Annotated in this window: 15 protein-coding genes and 1 pseudogene; 10 read left to right on the top strand and 6 right to left on the bottom strand. The window is 66.2% G+C overall.

Features of this window, described 5'->3' with window-relative positions; genetic code table 11:
- Nucleotides 1-882: MFS transporter (locus KGM94_RS14940; protein WP_300260325.1), on the bottom strand; the 882-nt coding region annotated here is incomplete at its 3' end.
- 187 nt (nt 883-1,069) lie between these two features.
- Here KGM94_RS14940 and KGM94_RS14935 point away from each other — a divergent pair.
- Nucleotides 1,070-2,125 (top strand): isocitrate/isopropylmalate family dehydrogenase, encoded by a 1,056-nt coding sequence (locus KGM94_RS14935; RefSeq protein WP_300260321.1) that lies wholly within the window; start codon nt 1,070-1,072, stop codon nt 2,123-2,125.
- A gap of 169 nt (nt 2,126-2,294) precedes the next feature.
- On the opposite strand, the gene KGM94_RS14930 is transcribed toward KGM94_RS14935, so the two are convergent.
- Nucleotides 2,295-3,038: an SDR family oxidoreductase gene (locus tag KGM94_RS14930; RefSeq protein ID WP_300260318.1), complete on the bottom strand. Its 744-nt coding sequence runs from the start codon at nt 3,036-3,038 to the stop codon at nt 2,295-2,297.
- A 142-nt stretch (nt 3,039-3,180) separates the two neighbouring features.
- Between KGM94_RS14930 and KGM94_RS14925 the strand changes: the two genes are divergently transcribed.
- The 7 genes and pseudogenes from KGM94_RS14925 (at nt 3,181) to KGM94_RS14895 (ending at nt 11,481) form a co-directional block, all read left to right on the top strand.
- On the top strand, nt 3,181-3,951 hold the full coding sequence (locus KGM94_RS14925; RefSeq protein WP_300260315.1) for a methyltransferase domain-containing protein: 771 nt from the start codon (nt 3,181-3,183) through the stop codon (nt 3,949-3,951).
- A 198-nt stretch (nt 3,952-4,149) separates the two neighbouring features.
- The gene (locus tag KGM94_RS14920; protein WP_300260312.1) at nt 4,150-5,151 is read left to right on the top strand and encodes a DctP family TRAP transporter solute-binding subunit; all 1,002 of its coding nucleotides are present in this window, start codon (nt 4,150-4,152) and stop codon (nt 5,149-5,151) included.
- A 101-nt stretch (nt 5,152-5,252) separates the two neighbouring features.
- A pseudogene (locus KGM94_RS14915) lies at nt 5,253-5,783 on the top strand (TRAP transporter small permease); the annotation flags it as partial.
- A gap of 189 nt (nt 5,784-5,972) precedes the next feature.
- Entirely contained in the window at nt 5,973-7,301 is a 1,329-nt protein-coding gene (locus KGM94_RS14910) for a TRAP transporter large permease subunit (RefSeq protein ID WP_300260331.1), read from the top strand.
- Between the two features lie 93 nt (nt 7,302-7,394).
- Nucleotides 7,395-7,700, top strand: a complete 306-nt coding sequence (locus tag KGM94_RS14905) for a hypothetical protein (protein WP_300260309.1) — start codon at nt 7,395-7,397, stop codon at nt 7,698-7,700.
- On the top strand, nt 7,687-9,504 hold the full coding sequence (locus KGM94_RS14900) for an NAD(P)/FAD-dependent oxidoreductase (RefSeq protein ID WP_300260305.1): 1,818 nt from the start codon (nt 7,687-7,689) through the stop codon (nt 9,502-9,504). The genes KGM94_RS14905 and KGM94_RS14900 overlap by 14 nt, the downstream gene beginning before the upstream one ends.
- A gap of 45 nt (nt 9,505-9,549) precedes the next feature.
- The gene (locus tag KGM94_RS14895) at nt 9,550-11,481 is read left to right on the top strand and encodes an alkyl sulfatase dimerization domain-containing protein (RefSeq protein WP_300260302.1); all 1,932 of its coding nucleotides are present in this window, start codon (nt 9,550-9,552) and stop codon (nt 11,479-11,481) included.
- Nucleotides 11,482-11,676: 195 nt separating this feature from the next.
- Here the strand turns inward: KGM94_RS14895 and KGM94_RS14890 are convergent, their stop codons facing one another.
- The 4 genes from KGM94_RS14890 to fixL form a co-directional block, all read right to left on the bottom strand.
- Entirely contained in the window at nt 11,677-12,381 is a 705-nt protein-coding gene (locus KGM94_RS14890; RefSeq protein ID WP_300260328.1) for a helix-turn-helix domain-containing protein, read from the bottom strand.
- Nucleotides 12,382-12,485: 104 nt separating this feature from the next.
- A complete protein-coding gene (locus KGM94_RS14885; RefSeq protein WP_300260299.1) occupies nt 12,486-12,896 on the bottom strand; it encodes a response regulator in 411 nt (136 codons plus the stop codon).
- Nucleotides 12,897-12,940: 44 nt separating this feature from the next.
- Nucleotides 12,941-13,558, bottom strand: a complete 618-nt coding sequence (gene fixJ, locus KGM94_RS14880; RefSeq protein ID WP_300260296.1) for a response regulator FixJ — start codon at nt 13,556-13,558, stop codon at nt 12,941-12,943.
- 3 nt (nt 13,559-13,561) lie between these two features.
- Nucleotides 13,562-15,079, bottom strand: coding sequence for a sensor protein FixL (fixL, locus tag KGM94_RS14875; RefSeq protein WP_300260293.1), 1,518 nt, complete (start codon nt 15,077-15,079; stop codon nt 13,562-13,564).
- A 227-nt stretch (nt 15,080-15,306) separates the two neighbouring features.
- Between fixL and KGM94_RS14870 the strand changes: the two genes are divergently transcribed.
- A complete protein-coding gene (locus tag KGM94_RS14870) occupies nt 15,307-16,140 on the top strand; it encodes a universal stress protein (protein WP_300260290.1) in 834 nt (277 codons plus the stop codon).
- Nucleotides 16,141-16,173: 33 nt separating this feature from the next.
- Nucleotides 16,174-16,519 (top strand): CBS domain-containing protein (locus KGM94_RS14865; RefSeq protein ID WP_300260287.1); only part of this gene is annotated, 346 nt, incomplete at its 3' end.

Here is a 16,519-nt window from a genome sequence, read left to right as displayed (position 1 = left end):
GAGGCCCTGGGCCGCAAAGGCGCAGGCCGCGGTCGCCGCCGACAGCGCGAACATCGGCCGGGCGAACAGGTCGAGCGGCAGCATCGGCGCGGGATGATCGGCGTGCCGGCGCGCCAGAGCGATGCCGAGCGCGAGCGCTGCGGCGAGTTCCAGCGCGACGGCGACGGACGACAGCTTGTGCGCGGCGCTGCCGATCCCCGTGACGAACAGGCCGAGGCAGATCGCGGCCAGCGCCGCGCCCAGGAAGTCGAAGGCATGCACGGCGCGCGGCGTTTGCGGCAGTGTCGCAAGCCCGATGCCGATCGCGATCACGCCGAACGGCACGTTGATCGCGAACAGCCAGGGCCAGTTGCCAACCGAGAGGATGGCGGACGCCACCGTCGGGCCGAAGGTCAGCGCGGTCGCGACCACCAGCGCGTTGTGGCCGAGCCCGCGGCCGAGCATGCGCGAGGGATAGACGAAACGCACCAGCGCGATGTTCACGCTCATGATGCCGCTGGCGCCCAGCCCCTGCAGGGTGCGGGCGACCAGCAGGCTCGGTAGCGACCAAGCCATCGCGCAGGCCAGCGAGGCCAGCGTGAACAGCACGAGGCCGCCGAGATAGATGCGCTGGTGGCCGACGATCTCGCCGAGCGCGCCGAGCGGCAAGAGCGTCGCGACCAGTGCGATCTGGTAGACGTTGACCACCCAGACCACCTCCTCCGGCGTGACGTGGAGGTCGACGGCCATCGCGGGCAGCGCGATGTTGGCGATCGCCGTGTCGAGCGAGCCGAGCGCCAGCGCGGTGAAGATCGCCGCGATCGCCCAGCGCCGGCGCTCGGCCGGCAGGCCGTCGGCGGGATGGTCGGGCTCCCGTGCGGCGACAGGTAAGGTCAGTGTCATGGCCCGCGCAGCCCCCGGGAGCATCGGCCGATGCGTGATACGATCTTTCGCATACTACGGCCCGGCGACCGGCCACAGGCATTTGCGTGCATGCCCGCATGCGCGAAACTCGGGCGAGCGGCCCGCGCGCGCACGTGGTGGCTGGCGTATGGTCGGCCGGTTCGCAACGAGTCTCGAGGGGATGCTCATGCACATCGTCGTTCTGCCCGGTGACGGTATCGGTCCGGAGATCACGGCGGCGACATCGGGCGTGCTGCGCACCGCTTCCGAGCGCTTCCAGCTCGACCTGAGGCTGGAGGAGCACGCCGTCGGCCATGCCAGCCTCGAGCAGTTCGGCGCCACCGTCCGGCCCGGGCTCCTGGACATCGTGCGCGGCGCCGACGGCCTGATCCTCGGGCCGACCGCGACCTTCGACTTCAAGGACGAGGCGCGCGGCGAGATCAACCCGTCGCGCTATTTCCGCAAGAACCTCGACCTCTACGCCAACATCCGCCCCGCGCGCACCTATGGCGGAGGCCGGTTCGGCGCCTTCGATCTCGTGGTGGTGCGCGAGAACACCGAAGGCTTTTACGCCGACCGCAACATGGAGGAGGGCCATGGCGAGCTCCGGGTGACGCCCGACGTCGTGGTCTCGCTACGCCGCATCACGCGAACGTGCTGCGAGCGCATCGCGCATGCCGCCTGTCGGCTCGCGATGAAGCGGCAAAAGCATCTCACCATCGTGCACAAGGCCAATGTGCTGAAGATGGGCGACGGCATGTTCCTCGATATCTGCCGGGAGGTGGCACGCGGCTATCCCGCGCTCGAGGTCGATGACGTGCTGGTCGACGCCATGATGGCGCATGCGGTACGCAACCCCGCGCGCTTCGACGTCATCGTCGCCACCAACATGTTCGGCGACATCCTGTCCGATCTCACCGCGGAATTGTCCGGCAGCCTCGGCCTCGGCGGCTCGCTCAATGTCGGCGACGGCCACGCCATGGCGCAGGCCGCGCACGGCTCGGCGCCCGACATCGCCGGCCGCGACGTCGCCAATCCGGCGTCGCTGATCCTGTCGACTGCGCTGCTGCTCGCCTGGCACGGCGAGCGCAGCGGCGAAATCCGCTACGAGACGGCGGCGCGCGCCATCGAGCAGGCGGTCGCGCGCGCAATCGCAGAGGGGCAGGCGACTCCCGACATCGGTGGCCGTCTCGGCACCATCGCCATGGGCGCCGCGGTCGCGGGGATGTTGCGGTCGGAGTGAAATATGCGCCACGGGCTCGCTTCACCTCACCCCGCTTGCGGTGAGAGGTCGATCGCGTAGCGATCGGGTGAGGGGGAGTCTCCGCGAGTCCAACTCATACCGTGTACGCGGATGCAGCCCCTCACCCCGGCCCTCTCCCCGCGAAGGCCGAGGGAGGAGTTGGGAGCACCTAGAACTGATACCGTCTCAATCCGCCGTCGACCGGGATCACCGTGCCGGTGATGTAGCGCGCCACGGGGGAGGCCAAAAACACCGCGAGCGCGGCGAGGTCCTCCGGCTCGCCCCAATAGCCGACGGGGATTTCCTCTTCCGCAAAGCGCTCGCGGTAATCCGGCGGATAGTTGCGGCGGATCTGCTCGCTCATGATGCGGCCCGGCGGGATGCAGTTGATGGTGATGCCGTGCTTGCCGATCTCGCGCGACAGGCCCTTGGCCCAGGCGTGCACGGCGGCCTTGGCCGCGAACGCCGCGTTCAGCCCCTCCGGCTCGGACTTGCCGGTGATGTTGATGATGCGGCCCCAGTTGCGCGCGATCATCTGCGGCAAGAACGCATGCGCGATGCGGCGATAGCTGGTGAAGTTGAGCGCGATCGCCTCTTCCCATTTGCTGTCGGGCGCATCGACCGGCAGCGGCCGGCTGCCGCCGGCGTTGTTGACGAGGATGTCGACATGGCCGAGTTTGGCGAGCGCGAAGGCCGACAGCTTTTCGGCCGCGTCCTTGTCCATCACGTCCTGCTCGAACGGCACGATGGCGTCGTCGCCGACCTCTTGCACCAGTTGCGTGAGCAAATCCTTGCGCCGCGCCACCGCCACCACGCGCACGCCCTCGGCCGCGAGCCCCTTGGCGATGGCGCGGCCGATGCCGATGCTTGCACCCGTCACGACGGCGGTTTTCGACTTCAGCCCGAGATCCATGGTCGCACGCTCTCTTTATCTCTGGTTGTCGGGTCTTGTGGGTTCCTGGCCGGGACCCGCGCGAGGCGATTTGCCCGGGCGGGACGAGCAGTGGTATCGAAGTGACACCGCGAAGCAAGACAAAAACAGGTTCGACCAGCCGATGGTGTGGGATCCCCAGCAATATCTGAAATTTTCCGGCCACCGCCTGAGGCCCGCGGTCGATCTGTTGATGCGGATCCCGGATTTCGCCGTGCGCAGCGTCGCCGATCTCGGCGCTGGCGCCGGCAACGTCACGAAGCTGATCAAGCAGCGCTGGCCGGACGCAACCGTGACCGGTGTGGAGGGCTCGGCCGAAATGGTCGCCGCCGGGCGCAAGGCCGCGCCCGAGGTGGAGTGGCTACAGGCGGACCTCGGCCAGTGGCATCCCGCACGGCAATATGACCTGATCTATTCCAATGCTGCACTGCACTGGCTGCCCGACCACGCGGCGCTGTTTCCGTCGCTGATGCAGAAGGTGGCGCCCGGCGGCCTGCTCGCGGTGCAGATGCCACGCAATTTCACGGCGCCCTCGCATCTGCTGATCGGCGAGACCGCGTTGAACGGTCCGTGGCGGAGCAAGGTCGCCCATCTCGTGACGCCGCCGCCGGTCGAGGGACCGGCCTTCTATCACGACCTTCTGTCGCCCTTGTCGGACGATATCGACATCTGGGAGACCGAGTATCTCCAGGTGCTGGAGGGCGACAATCCCGTCAAGGAATGGACCAAGGGAACCTGGCTGACGCGCTATCTCGACGTGCTGCAGGGCGAGGAGAAGTCCGCCTTCGAGGCGGCCTATGGCGAGCGGGTCGCAAGAGCCTATCCGAAGAATGCGGCGGGGCAGACGCTGTTTCCGTTCCGCCGGCTGTTCATGATCGCCCGGCGCAGGGGTTAACGCTGTCGGGCGATGCGACATCGCTGCGTGCGGCCGGGGCTGGAGCGGAGGCGGGGTTACGTATACAAGTCGATCGAACGGGTTGAGGCCGGCCGCCCATTGGGCTTAGGTCTAGTTGTTCGGGTGGTGGTTTGCTGCCACTAGAGACGCCGGAATCAAGAAAAAGAACCGGTTTTCCAGCTTGTTGGGAGGTACTTCATGCACAGACTGCTACTTGCGGCCGCGGCCGCCGCTCTCATTCTCGCTCCGGCTGCGGCCCAGGCCCAGAGCCCGATCGTCATCAAGTTCAGCCACGTCGTCGCCAACGACACGCCCAAGGGCAAGGGCGCGCTGAAGTTCAAGGAACTCGCCGAGAAGTACACCGACGGCAAGGTCAAGATCGAGGTCTATCCGAACTCCTCGCTCTACAAGGACAAGGAGGAGATCGAGGCGCTGCAGCTCGGCTCGGTCCAGATGCTGGCGCCCTCGACCGCGAAGTTCGCTCCGCTCGGCGTGAAGGAGTTCGAGGCGCTCGATCTGCCCTGGCTGTTCAAGGATGACGAGACCTACGCCGCCGCGATGAAGGGTAACGTCGGCAAGTGGCTGTTCCAGAAGCTCGAGGCCAAGGGCATCACCGGCCTCGCCTATTGGGACAACGGCTTCCACATGGTCTCCTCCAACCGTCCGCTGATGAAGCCGTCCGACTTCCAGGGACTGAAGTTCCGCATTTCCGGCTCCAAGATCGCCGACCAGTACTTCCGCCTCGTCGGCTCGATTCCGCAGATCATGGCGTTCTCGGAGGTCTACCAGGCGCTGCAGACCGGCGTCGTCGACGGCTGCGAGAACACCGCCTCGAACTACCTGACGCAGAAGTTCTACGAGGTGCAGAAGGACATCACCGTCTCCTATCACGCGCACCTGCAATATGCCGTCATCGTCAACTCCAAGTTCTGGGCCGGCCTGCCGCCGGACATCCGCACCCAGCTCGAGAAGGCGATGGCGGATGCGACCGAGTACACCAACTCGATCGCGCGCAAGGAGAACGAGGACGCGCTCGCCGAGATCAAGAAGTCGGGCAAGACCACGCTGCACTACCTGACGGACCAGGATCGCAAGGCGTGGCAGGAGGCGATGCAGCCGACCTACAAGTGGGCGAAGGGCCGCGTCGGGCAGGAGGTGCTCGATCTCGTGGCCAAGGAACTCGACATCAAGATGAACTGACGCTCGCCGCGGTCCCGCGCCGCCGGCCCAATGCATGACGAGAAGAACGGTCGGGAGTGATTGCGCTCCCGGCCGTTTCGGTCTGAGAAGGGGGGATTCTCGTGCTTCGTGTGATCAATCGTGTACTCGACCATCTTGAGGAATGGCTGATCGCCACGCTGATTGCGGCGGCAACGGCGCTGATCTTCTTCGCCGTCGTGCACCGCTACGGCACGGGTCTTTCCATCGACGTCGCGCGATGGGCATCCGCGCGCGGCCTCACCTTCATCGCCGTCCCCGCCAACGCCGCCTTCACGTGGCTCGCCGCGCTCGACGTCTCCTGGGCGCAGGAGCTGTGCATCTACATGTTCATCTGGATGGCGAAGTTCGGCGCGGCCTATGGCGTGCGCACCGGCATCCACGTCGGCGTGGACATTCTGGTCAACCGCCTGCCGGAGAATTCCCGCAAGCAGGTGATCCTGTTCGCCCTGATGTGCGGCGCGTTCTTCACCGGAATGATCGGGGCCTTCGGCTACTCCTTCGTCAGCGAGATGTTCCGTACCGGGCAGCAGTCGAACGACCTCGAAGCGCCGATGTGGATCATCTATCTGGCGATCCCGCTCGGCTCGAGCCTGATGTGCTACCGCTTCCTCCAGGTCGCGTGGTCCTACTTCTGGACCGGCCATCTGCCGCACCATGACGAGACGCACGTGGAAGGCGTGCAGGCGGATATCTCGCCCGCGCTGCATCCGCAGCCCGCGGGCGAGGCGACCAAGGCCGCCCGTCGCAAGTTCTCGCCGCTCGGCGCGATCCTGATCATGGCGCCGATCCTGATCTTCGGGATGTGCCTCGGCGAGAAGGCCGGGATTCTCGTGCTGCCGCCCGTGCTGCGCGCGACGACCGTGTTCGCGCTACTGATCGCGCTGATGCTGACCGGCGTTCCGGTCTCCATCGCGCTCGGCCTCACCGTGATGACCTTCCTGTTCACGCTGACCACGGTGCCGATCGAGGCGGTCTCGATGAAGCTCTTCACGGGCATCGAGAGCTTCGAGATCATGGCGATCCCGTTCTTCATCCTGGCCGGCAATTTCCTGACCCATGGCGGCGTCGCGCGACGCATGATCAACTTCGCGACCTCGCTGATCGGGCACTGGCACGGCGGCCTGGGCCTCGCCGGCATCGTCGCCTGCGCCATGTTCGCGCTGGTGTGCGGCTCGAGCGTCGCGACCGTCGCGGCGATCGGCGCCATCGTGCTGCCCGAGATGGTCCGCCATGGCTACCCGATGCGCTTCGGCGCCGGCATCATCACGGTCGCCGGTTCGCTCGGCATCCTGATGCTGCCCTCGATCCCGAAGATCGTCTACGCGGTCGCGACCAACACCTCGATCGGCGCGCTGTTCGTCGCGGGCCTGTTGCCCGGCATCATGCTGACCGCGATGCTGTGCATCGTGACCTGGTGGATCGCGCGCAAGCGCGACTATCCGCGCATGGCGAAGGCGAGCTGGGGAGAGACCATCCGCACCTTCCGCGAGAGCGTCTGGGGACTGATGCTGGTCGTCATCATCATCGGCGGCATCTACAGCGGCCTGTTCACCGCGACGGAAGCCGCCGCGATGGCGGCGATCTACTCGTTCTTCATCTCGGTGTTCGTCTACAGGGCGATCGGGATGAAGGACGTGCCGCGCGTGCTGCTGCGCGCGGCCAACACATCCGCGATGCTGCTCTACATCGTCACCAACGCCGTGCTGTTCTCCTTCGTGCTGTCGAACGAGAACCTGCCGTCGACGCTGGCCGACTGGATCGCGGCGCAGAACCTCGGCTGGGTCGGCTTCCTGCTGCTCGTCAACGTCCTGCTGCTGCTCGCCGGGAATTTCATGGAGCCGAACTCCATCATCCTGATCATGGCGCCGATCCTGGCGCCAGCGGCCAAGAAGCTCGGCATCGATCTCGTGCATTTCGGCATCGTCATCGACGTCAACATGGAGGTCGGCCTCTGCCACCCCCCTGTCGGCTTGAACCTGTACGTGGCATCGATGATAGCGCGAATGCGCATCACCGAGCTCGCGGTCGCGGTGATGCCGTGGCTCCTGACGATGCTGGCTTTCCTCATCGTCGTGACCTACTGGCCCGACCTGACGCTGTGGCTGCCGAGGGCTCTCGGCATGCATTAACGGCCGGGATAGAGTTGGCGAGCGGTTTCCTGCGCGCGGTGACGCTTCGTGTCGATATTTGCTTAACCTTCGGTCAAAAGCTCGGGAGGCAGCATGGACTTCGATCTGTCGGAACGGTCGGAGCATTGGCGCTCGAGATTGCAGGCCTTCTTCGATCGGGAGGTGCTGCCGCGCCATCGCGACTGGCTCGGCCACGTGGCCGTCAGCACCGGCACGCCGCCCTTCATGACCGGGCTGCAGCACAAGGCGCGCGCCGCGGGCCTGTGGAATCTCGCGCTGCCGGAGTTCGCATCGGACGAGCCGGGGACGCGGCTCTCCAATCTCGACTATGCGCCGCTCGCCGACGAAGATCACGTCGCGCCGATTTCGCTCGAGAGGTTTGCTGATGACGACAGTTGATCAATCCCGGCCGCACGCCTCTCCAATCGACAAGGACTGGCTGCGCGACAAATATCGGCAGGAGCGCGACAAGCGCCTGCGGCCGGACGGCAACGACCAGTATCTCGAGCTCAAGGGACGGCTTGCGCACTATCTCGACGATCCCTACACGCCCCTCACGGCGCGCACGCCGAAGACCGATCACGTCACCTTCGCCTTCGTCGGCGGCGGCTTTGCAGGGCTCGTCACTGCGGCGCGGCTCAAGGAGGCCGGCATCGACGATGTCCGCATCATCGAGAAGGGCGGCGATTTCGGCGGCACCTGGTACTGGAACCGCTATCCCGGCGCGCAATGCGACACCGCGTCGATGGTCTACATGCCGCTCCTGGAGGAGACCGGCCACAGGCCGTCGGAGAAATACGCGCATGCGCCGGAAATTTTGGCGCAGTGCCAGCGCATCGGCCGGCAATACGGCCTCTATGACAACGCGCTGTTCCATACCGAGGTCACGAGCCTCGACTGGGACGAGGGCCATTCGCGCTGGAGGATCAGGACCAACAGGGGCGACGACTTCACGGCGCAGTTCGTCGGCATGGGCACCGGGCCGCTGCACGTGCCGAAGCTTCCCGGCATTCCCGGCATCGAGACCTTCAGGGGCCACTCGTTCCATACCAGCCGCTGGGACTACGGTTACACCGGCGGCGATCCCTCGGGCGCGCCGATGGAGAATCTCGCCGACAAGCGCGTCGGTATCATCGGCACCGGCGCCACCGCCGTGCAGTGCGTGCCGCATCTCGCGCGCGCGGCCAGGGAGCTCTACGTCTTCCAGCGCACGCCGTCCTCGGTCGACGTCCGCGCCAACGCGCCGATCGATCCGGACTGGTTCGAAGGCATAGCGACGCCGGGCTGGCAGCAGCGCTGGCTGGAAAACTTCACCGCCAATCAGGCCGGCGGCACCGCCGAGGTCGATCTCGTCCAGGACGGCTGGACCGATCTCAACCGGCGCATCCGCGCCAGGATCATCCTGTTGCCCCGCGAGCAGCGGACGCCGCAGAACATGCTCGCGGCGTTCGAGGATTCCGACTTCGAGAAGATGGAGGAGATCCGTGCCCGCGTCGACGGTATCGTCCATGACCGCGACACCGCGGCCAAGCTCAAGGCCTGGTACCGCCAGCTCTGCAAGCGGCCGTGCTTCCACGACGAATATCTCGAGGCGTTCAACACGCCGGGCACGCATCTGATCGACACCGACGGCAAGGGCGTCGAGCGCATCAACGAAAAGGGCGTCGTCGTCGCAGGCAAGCAATACGATCTCGACTGCATCATCTATGCCTCCGGCTTTGAGGTCGGCACCGACTACAAGCGCCGCGCCGGCTTCGACCTCACCGGCCGGGGCGGCCTGAAGCTGTCGGACTATTGGAGCGAGGGCATGCGGAGCCTGCACGGCATTCACGTCCACGGCTTCCCCAACGCATTCTTCGTGCAGCCGGCGCAGGGCGCCAACCTCATCTCCAACATCCCGCACAACCTCACCGAGGCGGCCCGAACCATCGCGATGCTGGTCGGCCATGCCAGGGCGAGCGGCGCCAGGGAGATCGAGGTGACGAAGGGGGCCGAGGACCGCTGGATCGCGCTGCTGCTGACCGGCGTCGGGCGAATGATCGGCTCGCCCGACTGCACGCCCGGCTACTACAACAACGAGGGGCGCGAGCCGGGACCGGCCACGCGGCTCAATGTCGGCCATCCCGCCGGACCGTCGGTCTATTTCAGATATCTGGACGAGTGGCGCAGCACCGGTCGGTTCGAAGGGCTGGCGTTTCGCTGAGCGCATCCCGAGTGGATATATCGCCTGATCGAGGGAGTGACGAGCATGACTGGGACCGCCGCTGAGACGCCAAAGGACGCATCCGCCTCGGTGATCGCGCAGCAGAACGAGGTTCTGGGCGCGCTGCCGTTTTCGGACCGGCGCGATTTCGAGGAGGCTGCGCGCGGCTTCCTCGGCACCATCGAGAATGCGAAGATCACCAACGCGCAGGGGCGCGTGGTCTGGAGCCTCGAACCCTACGGCTTCCTGTCTGCCGAACAGGCGCCGCCGACGGTCAATCCGAGCCTGTGGCGGCAGTCGCGCCTCAACATGCATCACGGCCTGTTCGAGGTCGTGCCCGGCGTCTACCAGGTGCGCGGGCTCGACATCGCCAACATGACGCTGATCGAGGGCGACAGCGGAGTCATCGTCGTGGATACGCTGACCTCGATCGAGGGCGCGCGCGCCGCGATGGAGCTCTACTTCAAGCACCGGGGATTGCGGCCGGTGTCGGCCGTCATCTTCACCCACACCCACACCGATCATTGGGGCGGGGCGCGCGGCGTCTTGGAGGAGGACGTGCTCGCCTCGGGAGCCGTGCCGATCGTCGCACCGAACCTGTTCATGGAGCATGCGGTCTCCGAGAACATCATCGCCGGGCCGGCGATGCTGCGCCGCGCGCAGTACCAGTTCGGCCCGTTCCTCGCCAAGGGCGAGCGCGGCCAGGTCGATTGCGGCCTCGGCAAGTCGATGGCGGTCGGATCGGTCGCGCTGCTGCGGCCCACCGACCTGATCATGGCGACCGGCGACACGCGGTTGATCGACGGCGTCGCGTTCGAATTCCAGATGGCGCCGAACAGCGAGGCGCCGGCCGAGATGCACTTCTACGTTCCGCGCTACCGGCTTCTGAATCTCGCGGAGAACTGCACCCACAATTTCCACAACCTGCTGCCGTTCCGCGGCGCCGACGTGCGCGACGCGCTCGCCTGGTCGAAATATCTCAACGAGGCGCTGCGTCTGTGGGGCGGCAAGGCGGAAGCGATGTGCGGCCAGCACCACTGGCCGGTTTGGGGGCGCGAGCGCATCGACACCATGATCCGCGAGCAGCGCGACCTCTACAAGTTCGCGCACGACCAGACCATCCGCCTGATGAATCACGGTCTCACCGCGACCGAGATCGCCGAAACCATCCGCCTGCCCAGGAGTCTCGACGGCGCCTGGCACGGCCGCGGCTATTACGGCCACATCCGCCACAATGTGAAGGCGATCTACCAGAAGTATCTCGGCTGGTACGATGCCAACCCCGTCCATCTCGATCCGCTGCCGCCGGTCGAATCAGGCCGGAAATACGTCGAGTACATGGGCGGCGCGGACGCGATCCTTGCACGCGCGCGCAAGGATTTCGATGCGGGCGAATTCCGCTTCGTGGCGCAGGCGGTGAGCCACCTCGTGTTCGCCGATCCCGACAACCGGGCGGCGCGCGCGCTGCTCGCCGACACCTTCGAACAGCTCGGCTACGCCGCGGAGAGCTCGACCTGGCGCAACGCCTATCTGTTCGGGGCGCAGGAACTACGCCAGGGCATGCCGCAGACGCCGCCGCTCGCGCCGATGCGGCGCGAGACGCTCGCGGCACTGCGCACCGAGCAGCTCTGGGACGTGCTCGGCATCCGCCTCAACGGACCGAAGGCCGAGGGCAAGCACATCGTGCTGAACTGGATCTTTTCCGACACCGGCGAGCGCTTCGTGCTCAATCTGGAGAACTGCGCGCTCACCTACACCGAGGGCGTGCAGGCGGAGGCGGCCGACGCCAGCTTCACGCTCGCCCGCTCCACGCTCGACGAGGTGATCGCCAGGCAGACGAGCTTTCCGGAAGCGGTCGCCGCCGGCAAGGTGAAGCTGTCGGGCAACCCGATGCGGCTTGCCGAGCTGATGGGCCTGATGGACGAATTCCCGCGCATGTTCGAGATCGTCGAGCCGAAGCGGACGGCCGTGACGTAGTCGCCGCGCGTAGCCGTAGCCCGGATGGAGCGCGGCGAAATCCGGGGTCGCACTGTCCCCGCATTCCGCTGCGCTCCATGCGGGCTACCGCTTCATTCGTCGCCCCCTAAAACAAATGGCCGGCCGAAAGGCATTCGGCCGGCCAAGTCGAGCAAACGTCAGGGAGGAAGAGGAACGTCTGCGAGAAAAGTGAATTCAGGCGTCGAGATTGTGCAGGCGCTGGCGGTTGCGGAGCACGATCTGGCGGGCGCCGGAGAAGCCGAGGATGCCCTGGGCGTGAAGCTGGGACAGCGCGCGCGACACGGTCTCGAGCGTCAGGCCGAGATAGTCGCCGATGTCGCGGCGGCACATCGGCAGTGCCATCATGCTGGCAACGGCCAGGCGGCGGTCCATTTCCAGCAGGAAGGTCGCGACCCGCTCCATCGCGGTCTTGCGGCCGAGCAGCAGCATGTGGTCTTCGGCGTGGCGCAGTTCGGACGCCGTCATGGCCCAGAGCTTGCGCGCGACCTGGACGTCGATGCCGGCGGCCTTCTCGAGGCTGGAGCGCTTCACCAGCCGCACGGTGGTGTCGATGATGGCTTCGGCGGCGAGGCGGTGGGCGGCGCCCGATTCGAGGCCGAACACGTCGCCGGGGAGATGGAAGGCGCCGATCTGGCGGCGACCGTCGGAGAGGAGCTTGTAGCTGCGCACCGCGCCGGAGACGACCTGGTAGACGTACTCGGCCGGCTCGTCCTCGCCGTAGATCTCCTCGTCCTTCCGGTAGGAGAACTCGGTGGCGACCAGACCGACATGGCCGGTGATCGCGCCAAACTGGTCGGAGACGGGATGGCCGGCTGCAGGAGCGATCTTGCCGTTGATCTGCTTGCCGACGATCTGGTTGTTGAGCGACTGGGTGAGCATGAGTGCCATCTCCGTTTTCGATGGCACACGGGTACCGAGGATCGCGCGGCGTGAAAATTTCGAGCGATATCTTAAGGAGGTTTACCTACGTAGAACCCCGTAGGTCAGTGCTGGATCGCATGACGGATCCGTTTGATGAGATTTTCATCGAGAAGTGGCTTCAAAATCACGTCCTTGACGCCGGCGGCCGCGGCTCGGGTCGTGATGTTCTCGTCGGGATAGCCCGTGATCAGGATCACCGGGGCGCGGTTGTCGACCTGGCGCAGGCGCAGGGCCAAGTCGATGCCGTTGATGTCGGGCATCTTGTAGTCGATCACGAAACAGTCCACGCCGTCGTCGCGGACGGCGTTGAGGAGCGCCGTGCCATTCCTGAAGGTCCGCACGGCAAAGCCGTCGGTTTCCAGCAGGAATCGCAGCGATCCCAGCACGGCGGCGTCATCGTCGACCACATAGACGGTGGGTTTTGGCGGTAACGACATCGGCAGCCGCTCATGTTGCGCGCTAATCTCAGTCATGCAGATTTGCTAGCATATGGCGACAGGGCAGAACTTGACTTGCCTCAATCGTTGAGCATGCCGGCGCGCATCGCCAGTCGCACCAGCTCCGACAGGCTGCCGGCCTGCATCTTGGTCATGACGTTGGCGCGGTAGACCTCGATGGTGCGCGGGCTGATGTCGTATTCGCGCGCGATCAGCTTGTTGGAGAGTCCGGCGATCAGCCCCTCCATGACCTGGCGCTCGCGCGGGCTCAGGGAGGCGACGCGCGCCGAGATATCCTGGGCCACGGCCTCGTTCCTGGCGGCCGGCTCGGCCTGCCGGATCGCCGAGTCGATCATCGCGGTCAGGCGGTCGTCCTCGAACGGCTTTTCGAGGAAGTCGACCGCGCCGAGCTTCATCGCTTCGACCGCCAGCGGCACGTCGCCGTGCCCGGTCATGATCACGATCGGGAAGGGGCTGTGCTCGGATTTCATGCGCTTGAGCAGTTCGATGCCGTCGATGCCCGGCATGCGAACGTCGGACACCACGCAGCCGAATTCGAGCTGCGGCAGCGCCTCGAGGAAGCTCTCCGCGGTCTCGAACAGGCGAACGTTGAAGCCGGACGAATCGAGCAGGAATTGCAGCGAGTCCCGCATCGCCTCGTCGTCGTCGATGACGTAGATGTTTCCCTTTGTCGCCATGGATCAGGTCTCGTCGGCTGCAGGCAGGGTGAAGCGGAAGGTCGCGCCGCCCGAGGCGTTGCTTTCGGCCCACATCCGGCCGCCATGAGCCTCGATGATCGAACGGCTGATGGACAGTCCCACTCCCATGCCGGTCTCCTTTGTCGTGAAGAAAGTCTGAAACAGATTGGGAATCACGTCATCCTGGAAGCCCGATCCGGTATCGGACACCTCGACTTCGATCATGTCGTTCCCGACCCTGGTGTTGGCGACGATGAGCTCCCGCCGGGGCGACTGCATCATCGCTTCCAGCGCGTTGCGGAAGAGGTTGACCAGGACCTGCTGGATCTGGACGCGGTCGGCGAGCACGAGGTCGGCGTTCGGATCGAGGTTGAAGCGGAGCTGGATGCTCTGCTCGCGCGCGCCGGCGAGGCCGAGCGCGCCGGCTTCCTCGATCAGCTTGGACAGGCTCTCGACCCGCTTCTCCGATTCGCCGCGGGAGACGAAGTCGCGAAGCCGGCGGATGATCTGGCCTGCGCGCAGCGCCTGCTCGGCGGCGCGGTCCATCGCGCTCTCGATCTTGGAGGCGTTGGGATCTCCGCTGCCGGACAACAGCCGCCGCGAGCCCTTCATGTAGTTGCTGATCGCGGCCAGCGGCTGGTTGAGCTCGTGGGCCAGCGCGGACGCCATCTCGCCCATCGCGCTCAGCCGCGAGACGTGAACGAGCTCGGACTGCAATTCCTGCAGGCGGGCCTGGGTCTGCTGATGCTCGGTGAGGTCGCGCACGAAGCCGGTGAAATAGGGCTCGTCGCCCTGCTGCGTCTGTCCGACCGACAAATGCATCGGGAAGGTGGTGCCGTCGCGTCGCTTGCCGGTGACGATTCGGCCGATGCCGATGATGTGCGGGTCGTGCGTTTCGAGATAGCGCTCGAGATAGCCGTCGTGACGCGACCGGTCCGGCTCCGGCATCAGGATGCTGACGTTGCGGCCGATGGCCTCCTGCTTGCTGTAGCCGAACAGGCGCTCCGCGGCGCTGCTGAAGAGCTGCATGATGCCGCGCGAATCGATCACGATCATCGCGTCGGGCACCGTCTCGAGGATCGAGCGCAGGTGGTCCTCCTGCGTCCTCAGGGCCTCCTCGACCCGCTTCTCCTGGTCGACGTCGAGGAAAATCCCGCTGATGTGGCGCGGCGCGCCGGATTCGTCCCGGATCAAGCCGGCGCGGGCGCGGATCCACTGTCCCTTTCCGGACGAGGCGCCGACCTTGAACGACAGGTCGAACCCGCCGCCGCTGCGGGGCATCTGCTGGATCGTCTGCTCGAATCGCGCGCGGTCGGCGGGCTGCAGCAGCGACAGGAACGCGTCGTAGCCGATGGTCTGGCTCCAACCGGCACCGAACATCGCCCTGGCGGCCTCGGACCACTCCAGCTCGCGGGTCCTGAGGTCGAGATCCCAGGTGCCGACGCCGAAGCCCTCGATGCGGACCCGGAAATGCTCGCCCCGGCCGTCATCTTGCGCATGATCTACCAGGGTCGGCGCCAAACTCTTGCTCCAATCTCAGGCGGCCGGCCGGATGTCGTTACCGCCGCTGTAATTTCGCCCAAGGCAGGGCCGGAGGCAAGGTCGCTCGCCTGATTCCATTGGGGGATTCGCCGGTCCGCCAAGGGGTGCCACGGCGCCTGCGTGACCGGAGCAGCGGTTTGATCTATCTCATCCTGCCGCGCGACGGCCGGCCTAGACTTTCGACGCTTTTGCAGTGGAGAGGTGGGATGACATACGCGACCGTGATGGTCAGCCTGGCGCTCGATCAGCCCAACGAGGCGAGCCTGCGGGTCGCCGGCGAGCTTGCCGAGCGATTCGAGGCCGCTATCATCGGGGTCGCCGCGGCGCAATTCGCCCCGCCGCTCTATTTCACCGACGGCGCGCAGGCCCAGGCCCTGATCGATCAGGGCGAGGCCTCGGTCAGGAAACGCCTCGCCGAACTGGAGGCGCAATTCCGCGCCGCGACCGGCAACCGGGGCGCGCGCGCGGAGTGGCGCAGCGCCATGGATTTCCCGGCGCGCTTCATCTCGCGGCAGGCGCGCTGCGCCGACATCGTCGTCGGCGGCGGTCGGAGCCCGGCCTTCTCGGACGCCTTCTCGCTCGCAAGCCCCAAGGACCTGGTGATGCAGGTCGGACGGCCGCTGCTGGTGGTTCCCGACGCCGTCGACTGGCTCGATCTGCGCAGCGTGCTCGTGGCCTGGAAGGATACGCCGGAAGCGCGGCGGGCGGTGGCCGACGCGCTGCCGATGCTGCGCAAGGCCAAGAACGTCACCGTCGCCGGCATTCCTGAGCGGGACGATAGCCGCGAGGCCGCGACCGCAGGGGTGAGCGACGTTGCGGCCTGGCTCGCCCGCCATGGGGTCACCGCCACCGCCCGGGTGTCCGACGCGAACCCGAACATCGCGGTGGCCGACCAGCTCGACGACGTCGCCGGCGATGTCGACGCGGGCCTGATCGTCGCGGGCGCCTACGGTCATTCGCGGTTCCGCGAACTGATTCTCGGCGGCGTCACGCAATATCTGGTCACCCAAACCGCCCGCTGCGTGCTGCTGTCGCACTGATCTGCGGAGCGAAGGAATTGATGAGGACGCGCCGTGTACAAGTTTCTTGAGCAGACCACCGACGACCACATGACCCGCAACGTGCGGACGGTGCCGCGCGACCTCAGCATGCTCGCGCTCAGCGAGATGTTCGAGCGCGACGACTTCAACAGCTACCCGGTCGAGGAAGACGGCCAGGTGGTCGGCATCGTCACCAAGTTCGACATCCTGAAGTGCTTCGCCTTCTCGCCGAGCCAGATGGTGCCGCGCTATCTCGATCTGATGAACCGGAAGGTCGGCGACGTGATGACGCCGGAATTCATCTATGTCCGGCCCGACACCCGCCTGACGCGGGTGCTGCAGCTCATGGTCGAGCACAGGATCCGCAGCATCATCGTGC

Source organism: Bradyrhizobium sp., assembly GCF_028868675.1.
GTDB lineage: Bacteria > Pseudomonadota > Alphaproteobacteria > Rhizobiales > Xanthobacteraceae > Bradyrhizobium.
The sequence above is the reverse complement of the archived record's forward strand: the minus strand, read 5'-3'. Positions and strand labels throughout refer to the sequence as shown.